Source organism: Streptomyces recifensis, from assembly GCF_002154615.1.
Taxonomy (GTDB): Bacteria; Actinomycetota; Actinomycetes; order Streptomycetales; family Streptomycetaceae; genus Streptomyces; species Streptomyces griseoluteus.
Genome location: NZ_MUNH01000052.1, coordinates 418 through 926 on the forward strand (window position 1 = coordinate 418; position 509 = coordinate 926).

The 509-nt window shown below is 69.9% G+C and carries 1 protein-coding gene; it reads left to right on the top strand.

What is annotated here, in order from left to right:
* A partial coding sequence (locus CCN33_RS32710; RefSeq protein ID WP_279628139.1) for a penicillin-binding transpeptidase domain-containing protein occupies positions 1-509 on the top strand: 509 nt, incomplete at both ends.

Genomic DNA, 509 nt, shown 5'->3' on the forward strand with positions numbered 1-509 from the left:
CCACGCCACCTGGTACCTCACCCTGAACGGGGTGCTCGCCAAGTCCAGCAACATCGGCACCATCCTCGCCACCGGCCAGCTCGGCAAGACCCAGCGGGCCGCCAACGACACGCTCTACTCGTACCTGCGCCAGTTCGGCATCGGCCGCTACACCGGGCTCGGCTTCCCCGGCGAGACACCGGGCATCCTCGCGCCCGCCGCCAAGTGGTCCACCTCGCAGCAGTACACGATCCCTTTCGGCCAGGGCTTCTCCATCAACGCCATGCAGGCCGCCTCCGTCTACTCCACCATCGCCAACGGCGGAGTCCGCGTCGCGCCCACCCTGGTGCGCGGCACCAAGGGCGCCGACGGCCGCTTCGCCCCGGCACCCAAGCCCAAGAAGACCCGTGTGGTCAGCGAGAAGACCGCGAAGACCGTGGCCCAGATGCTGGAGTCGGTCGTCGACGACGAGCAGGGCACCGGCGTCAAGGCCCGCATCCCCGGCTACCGGGTCGCGGGCAAGACCGGCA